Annotated in this window: 6 protein-coding genes, 1 tRNA gene and 2 rRNA genes; 2 read left to right on the top strand and 7 right to left on the bottom strand. The window is 65.2% G+C overall.

Translation table 11 applies throughout. The features are described from left to right. Positions 1-504 precede the first annotated feature (504 nt). Entirely contained in the window at positions 505-1,386 is an 882-nt protein-coding gene (gene hemF, locus AAC050_RS14430; RefSeq protein ID WP_339915779.1) for an oxygen-dependent coproporphyrinogen oxidase, read from the top strand. Here the strand turns inward: hemF and AAC050_RS14425 are convergent, their stop codons facing one another. Next, positions 1,387-2,076 (bottom strand): type 1 glutamine amidotransferase, encoded by a 690-nt coding sequence (locus AAC050_RS14425; RefSeq protein ID WP_339915778.1) that lies wholly within the window; start codon positions 2,074-2,076, stop codon positions 1,387-1,389. 73 nt (positions 2,077-2,149) lie between these two features. Here AAC050_RS14425 and AAC050_RS14420 point away from each other — a divergent pair, with 73 nt between their 5' ends. Then, positions 2,150-2,458, top strand: a complete 309-nt coding sequence (locus tag AAC050_RS14420; protein WP_339915777.1) for an antibiotic biosynthesis monooxygenase family protein — start codon at positions 2,150-2,152, stop codon at positions 2,456-2,458. Here AAC050_RS14420 and rlmJ read toward each other — a convergent pair. From rlmJ to AAC050_RS14390, 6 genes are all read right to left on the bottom strand, one after another. Continuing rightward, the gene (gene rlmJ, locus AAC050_RS14415; RefSeq protein ID WP_339915776.1) at positions 2,455-3,276 is read right to left on the bottom strand and encodes a 23S rRNA (adenine(2030)-N(6))-methyltransferase RlmJ; all 822 of its coding nucleotides are present in this window, start codon (positions 3,274-3,276) and stop codon (positions 2,455-2,457) included. The two genes, AAC050_RS14420 and rlmJ, sit on opposite strands and share 4 nt — an antisense overlap. 54 nt (positions 3,277-3,330) lie before the next feature. After that, the gene (tdh, locus tag AAC050_RS14410) at positions 3,331-4,380 is read right to left on the bottom strand and encodes an L-threonine 3-dehydrogenase (protein ID WP_339915775.1); all 1,050 of its coding nucleotides are present in this window, start codon (positions 4,378-4,380) and stop codon (positions 3,331-3,333) included. Beyond that, positions 4,381-5,571, bottom strand: coding sequence for a glycine C-acetyltransferase (locus AAC050_RS14405; RefSeq protein ID WP_339915774.1), 1,191 nt, complete (start codon positions 5,569-5,571; stop codon positions 4,381-4,383). It lies immediately after the preceding gene. A 113-nt stretch (positions 5,572-5,684) separates the two neighbouring features. Next, positions 5,685-5,761: transfer RNA gene (locus AAC050_RS14400), tRNA-Met, on the bottom strand. 69 nt (positions 5,762-5,830) lie between these two features. Beyond that, positions 5,831-5,945: ribosomal RNA gene (rrf, locus tag AAC050_RS14395) — 5S ribosomal RNA — on the bottom strand. Between the two features lie 70 nt (positions 5,946-6,015). Beyond that, positions 6,016-6,371, bottom strand: a 23S ribosomal RNA gene (locus AAC050_RS14390); the annotation flags it as partial.

The raw sequence follows: 6,371 nt of genomic DNA, 5'->3' as shown, positions 1-6,371 counted from the left end.
CCTGGACCGCCACGCCAAACTGACATGGTTGCTTCTCCCTCGAGGGGAGAAGGACAAAAACTCTCCGGATTCTCCCCCCCAATCCCTTGCCCCGCACCACCTTGCCCGTTTCTCCAGCCCATTCACCCGCCCCCCTCCAGCCGCATGCCATCCTGCCCCGGTCCCGTCGCAAGGAAGGGCCGCCTGGCCTGCGACCTAGCGTGTGGCGGGAGTGGTGAAGCGGGGTCAGGGGCGGGGGGGATACCCGTCCGGCCCGGGGCTCCTGTCGCAAGCAGGACCCGCCCGTCAGCGGCGCTGCGGTAAGGCGTCAACAGCGCCACCCGACGCAAGCTGCTGAAAACTCGCCACGCGGAGCGTCTGTCTTCGTCGAAACGGTAAACACAAAGCACACCGGGCGAAGGCCCGGCGCTCCGCCTGCCCTTCCATAGCGTCGCCGTCCGGCGCGCGTGTCTGCGGCTGCCTGCCCCGTAGCGGCAACCGCCCCGATATGGTTCAAGCCTGACCATGAGCGACGCCCAACACACCGACCCGCTGGATCTGAAGAAGGTCGAGACCCGCGCCTGGTTCGAAACCCTGCGCGACCGGATCCACAGCACCTTCGAAACCCTCGAGGATCAGGCCCCCGACCACCTGTTTCCCGGCGAGCCGGGCCGGTTCGTGCGCACCCCCTGGACCCGCCCCGACGGCGGCGGCGGGGTCATGGGCATGATGCACGGACGACTGTTCGAAAAGGTCGGCGTCCACGTCTCGACCGTGCACGGCACCTTCCCGGCCGACTACGCCAAGACGGTGCCCGGCGCGGCCGAAGACCCCCGCTTCTTCGCCACCGGCATCAGCCTGATCGCCCATCCGGTCAGCCCGCGTATTCCCGCCGTGCACATGAACACCCGCTTCATCGCCACGACGCAGAGCTGGTTCGGCGGCGGCGGCGACCTGACCCCGGTGCTGGATGTCGACCGCCATGCCGACGCCCCGGACACGATCGATTTCCACGCGGCCATGAAGGCCGCCTGTGATGCCCACGACCCCGAGTGGCACGCCAAATTCAAAACATGGTGCGACGAGTATTTCTGGCTGGCCCACCGCAATGAGCCGCGCGGCACCGGCGGAATTTTCTACGACCACCACGACAGCGGCGACTATGCGAAGGACTTCGCCTTCACCCGCGACGTCGGCACCGCCTTCCTCGACATCTATCCCCGTCTCGTCGCCCGCCGCATGACCGAGACCTGGACCGATGCCGAACGCGAGGAACAGCTGATCCGCCGCGGCCGCTATGTCGAGTTCAACCTGCTCTACGACCGCGGCACCATGTTCGGACTCAAGACCGGCGGCAATGTCGACTCGATCCTCAGCTCCATGCCGCCGGTGGTGAAATGGCCGTGATCAGCCGGTGACGAACCGTTTGACCCAGTCGCCGACCAGCTGCCGGTCGGTCGTTGCCTCCAGGCTGTCCAGTGCCCGGTCGACCACGGCCTCGTCGATCAGCCCGCGGCGTCCTTCGGCCAGTGCGCCGGCATAGGCCCGGGTGAATTCGGGATGCCCCTGGAAGCTGATGGCGTCGTCGCCGTAAGCCAGTCCGGCATTGGGGGTGAAGTCACTCATCAGCGTCACCCGGGCCTCAGCCGGCTTGTCGACCACCTGATCCTGATGCGAGGCCAGGATCGCGACCGTCGGTGCCGTCGGCACCATCCACGGTTCCTCCGCGGTCACCCCATAGCGGTGCAGGCCGATGCCCCAGCCCCGGCTCGATTTTTCGACCCGTCCCCCGAAAGCGATCGCCATGGCTTGATGGCCGAAGCAGATGCCGACCAGCCGGGTCCGTCCCCGGGCGGCCCGGATCCAGTCCAGCAGGGCATTGATCCACGGCACATCGGCATAGGCGTCCGACGGCGAACCGGTGATGATCACCGCATCAAAGGCGTCGGCATCAGGGAACTCACCCGACTGCGCATCGAAAGTCTCGGTCTCCACACCGGTCCCCAGCATGGTCCGGATCATCGCCGGATAGTCGCCGTGCTCAGGCACCAGTGCGGGTGGCGGCGCGCCGGTCTTCAGGATGGCGATTCGAGTCATTCAGAGTCCCTGGCCTTCCCTCGCTGTCCGGACGGGAAGACGCCGGAGCAAACACAGTCTAGAAGGCGCAACCATGACCGAAACTGTCCCCGTCGTCCTGATCAATGTCTTCAAATGCGATCCAGCGCATCAGGATGCCCTGATGGATCATCTGGCGGCCATGGCCCGGATCCAGGCCGGCCTCGACGGCTTCGTCTCCCAGACCCTGCATCGCGGGCTGAACGGCAAGGTCGTGGCCAACCATGCCGTCTGGTCCTCGGCCGCGGCATGGAAGGCCATGGCCCGTCACCCCGCCGTCGCCGCCGCCATGGAACCGGTCATGACCATCGCCACCTTCGAACCCCACCTCTACGACCCGGGTGCGGTCATCACCCCGGCCTAGCCACTGATCCAGACCTCGGCCCGCGCACCGGCCTCGCCCAGCCGCTCGGTGACCCAGCCGCAGACTTCGCTCGCCGCCGCCTCGGCTCCCGGCGGCGGATTCAGCACCACCATCGCGCAGCCGTTCATCTTCATCGGATTGGTCAACGGCCGCAGCCGCGCCTCGGCCACCAGCGCCCGCCCCGCGCCGCCCCGCTCCAGCCGGCGCAGGAAGCCGTCGAAGGTCTCCATGTCCTTCATCGGCGTCCACACCGCCACCATCGCCTTCGGATCGGCGCGCAGGATCGCCGCCGCCGTATCCGCCGCCCGGTGATAGTCGTCCGGCTGTTCGAACGGCGGATCGATCAACACGAAGGCCCCCGGGCTCGCGGCCGCCTCGGTCAGGACCTGATCATAACCGTCCCCGCCGCGGGCCCCGGCTGCGGCGAACGGGATCAGGACGTCTTCCAGCAGTGCCAGAACCGGCGGATTCAGCTCGAAGCCGACATAACGGTCGCCCGACCGCAGCCGCCGCGCCACCAGCAACGGCGACCCCGGATAGATGCTGATTGCCCCGTCCGGATTCGACACCGCCACGGCCGCTGCCAGCGCCTCGATCAGCGGCGGACGGTCACCGCTCGCCATCAACCGGTTGATACCGGCCTCGGCCTCACGCGACCGCACCGCGTCCCCCGCCAGATCGTACAGGCCCGCACCGGCGTGGGTATCCAGCACCGTTACCGGCCCGCCAGCCTGACGCTGTTCCAGCAGCCACAACACCAGCGCGTGCTTGACCAGGTCGGCGAAATTACCGGCGTGAAAACTGTGGCGATAATTCATGCCTGCTCGTCCCCTTCCCGGCGACCGCGGTCAAGGGAATGCCCTGTCGACGATTCAGGCCTTGTCCCAGTTCAGGATCACCTTGCCCGACTGTCCCGACTTCATCGCGGCGAAGCCGTCGCGATACTGGTCATAGGGCAGGCGGTGGGTGATCAGCGGCTGCAGATCCAGACCGGCCTTGAGAAGGCCCAGCATCTTGCGCCAGGTGGTGAACATCTCGCGCCCGTAGACGCCCTTGATGGTCAGGGCCTTGAGGATGATCGCGCCCCAGTCCGTCTCCATCGGCCTGGAAGGAATGCCCAGCATCGCCATGCCACCGCCCATGATCAGGGTGTCGACACACTGGCGGAACGCGATCGGCGACCCCGACATTTCCAACGCCACGTCGAAGCCGACCTTCATGCCCAGCTCGTGGATCACGTCGTGCAGGTCCTCGCGCGTGGTGTTCACCGTGCGCACGCCCGGCGCGACCTTCTGGGCCAGCTCGAGGCGATAGTCGTTGATGTCGGTCAGGACTACGGTCCGGGCCCCGGCATGACGGGCGACGGCGGCGGCCATAATGCCGATCGGCCCTGCTCCGGTGACCAGCACATCCTCGCCCAGCAGGTCGAACTGCTGCGCCGTGTGCACGGCATTGCCGAACGGATCCAGCAGCGCCCCGATCTCGTCGGGAACCTCATCCGGCAGCTCGATAACGTTGAAGGCGGGCACCACGACGAACTCGGCGAAGGCCCCCTGGCGGTTGACCCCGATGCCGCGCGTGGCCGGATCCAGATGGAAATGCCCGGCCCGGGCGGCTTCCGAGTTCAGATTGATCACATGGCCCTCGGCCGAGACCCGCTGGCCGACCTTCAGTGGCCGGTCGATGGCCTTGCCCACGGCAACGATCTCGCCGGCGAATTCATGGCCGGTGATCATCGGCATGGGCACGTTTTTCTGGGACCACTCGTCCCAGTTCCAGATGTGGATGTCAGTGCCGCACACAGCCGTGCGATGCACGCGGATCAGCACGTCTTCCGGACCGGCGACCGGGATCGGGGCCTCGATCAGATCGAGGCCTTCAGTCGGCGACGTCTTGGCCAGGGCCTTCATCGTATCGGCCATTCAGATGACTCCCAGTTCGCGACCAGCCGTCGTGAAGGCCGCCACGGTTTGATCGATATGGTCGAAGCTGTGCGCCGCCGACATCTGCGTCCGGATCCGGGCCGACCCGCGTGGCACGACCGGGAAGGAGAAGCCGATCACATAGACGCCCAGCTCCAGCATCCGCGCCGCCATCGTCTGGGCCAGCTTGGCGTCGCCCAGCATCACCGGGATGATCGGATGCTCACCCGCCAGCAGATCGAAGCCCGCCTCGGTCATCGCGGCGCGATAACGGGCGGCATTGGCGGTCAGCTGGGTGCGCAAGGCGTCGCCCTCGCCGCCCTTGGCGATGCGGATGGCCTCAAGGCTGGAGCCGCACACAGCCGGGGCCAGGGCGTTGGAGAACAGATAGGGCCGGGCCCGCTGTTTCAGCAGCTCGACCACGGATTTCCGGGCGCAAATGAAGCCGCCCATGGCCCCGCCCAGCGCCTTGCCGAAGGTGCCGGTGACGAAGTCCACCTCAACGCCATGGTGCGCATAGGACCCGCGCCCCTGCGGGCCGAGGAAGCCGGTGGCGTGGCAGTCGTCGACCATGATCAGGGCATCATACCGGTCGGCCAGCGCCCGGATGTCGTTCAGCTTCGCAATATAGCCGTCCATCGAAAAGGCCCCGTCGGTGGCGATGACGATATTGCGCGCCCCGGCCGCCCGGGCCTCCTTCAGCCGGCTCTCCAGCTCGTCCATGTCGGAGTTGGCGAAGCGATAGCGTTTGGCCTTGCACAACCGCACACCATCGATGATCGAGGCGTGGTTGAGACTGTCCGAAACGATGGCGTCCTCAGCCCCGAACAGCGGCTCGAAGATCCCGCCGTTGGCGTCGAACGCGGCGGCGAACAGGATGGTGTCCTCAAAGCCGAGATAGTCGGCGATGGCCCGTTCCAGCGTCTTGTGAATTTCCAGCGTGCCGCAGATGAACCGCACCGAGGCCGTGCCCGCACCCCAGCGGTTCTGAGCCTCAATGCCCGCCTGCACCACACGCTCATCACCGGCGAGGCCGAGATAGTTGTTGGCGCAGAAATTCAGCACCTGTCGGCCCCCGACCTCGATCACCGGCCCCTGCCGGGACGCGATCACCCGCTCGGGCTTGGTCAGCCCCTGGGCGTCGATATCGACGAGTTCGGCGGCGACGCGGTCATAAAAACTGGTGGTCATGGGCCCTCGGCGGCGGTTGAAGGCGGCGGAGTACGCGGTTTTCGCCGCCGGTTCCAGCACTCCGGGGCAGAATCAAAAAAACCCCACGGCCTGGGCCATGGGGTTCTGAACTTTGGGTGCGGGAGTAGGATTTGAACCTACGACCTTCAGGTTATGAGCCTGACGAGCTACCGGGCTGCTCCATCCCGCGACAAAGATGGAAAGAGAATGTTGTGAAGGAAGAATGGGTTCGAGAAGCTCAACTTTATCTGTCTGGTAGACCCGGCGGCGACCTACTCTCCCGCGCCTTGAGACGAAGTACCATTGGCTCTGGAGACCTTAACGACCGAGTTCGGAATGGGATCGGGTGGGGAATCTCCGACATAACCACCAGGTCAACCGGACAGATAAAGATGAGAGAAGACATTGTCAGTTTTAGTAAAATCGAATGAGTTTTGCTGAGAAACGATCAAGCCGATCGGATTATTAGTACCAGTAAGCTTCACACGTCACCGCGCTTCCACACCTGGCCTATCAACGTGGTAGTCTTCCACGATCCTCAGCGAAGCCTTGTTTTGAGGTTAGTTTCCCGCTTAGATGCTTTCAGCGGTTATCTATTCCATACATAGCTACCCTGCTGCGCAGCTGGCGCCACGACAGGTCCACCAGAGGTATGTCCATCCCGGTCCTCTCGTACTAGGGGCAGATCCTCTCAAGCTTCGAACACCCACGGCAGATAGGGACCAAACTGTCTCACGACGTTCTGAACCCAGCTCACGTACCACTTTAAATGGCGAACAGCCATACCCTTGGGACCTGCT

Source organism: uncultured Brevundimonas sp., from assembly GCF_963974615.1.
Lineage (GTDB): Bacteria > Pseudomonadota > Alphaproteobacteria > Caulobacterales > Caulobacteraceae > Brevundimonas.
This window is presented reverse-complemented; position numbering and strand designations above follow the sequence as displayed.

Coding starts and splice junctions, on each gene's coding strand:
- hemF (WP_339915779.1), top strand. CDS start 505: ATGAGCGACGCCCAACACACCGACCCGCTGGATCTGAAGAAGGTCGAG.
- AAC050_RS14425 (WP_339915778.1), bottom strand. CDS start 2,076: ATGACTCGAATCGCCATCCTGAAGACCGGCGCGCCGCCACCCGCACTG.
- AAC050_RS14420 (WP_339915777.1), top strand. CDS start 2,150: ATGACCGAAACTGTCCCCGTCGTCCTGATCAATGTCTTCAAATGCGAT.
- rlmJ (WP_339915776.1), bottom strand. CDS start 3,276: ATGAATTATCGCCACAGTTTTCACGCCGGTAATTTCGCCGACCTGGTC.
- tdh (WP_339915775.1), bottom strand. CDS start 4,380: ATGGCCGATACGATGAAGGCCCTGGCCAAGACGTCGCCGACTGAAGGC.
- AAC050_RS14405 (WP_339915774.1), bottom strand. CDS start 5,571: ATGACCACCAGTTTTTATGACCGCGTCGCCGCCGAACTCGTCGATATC.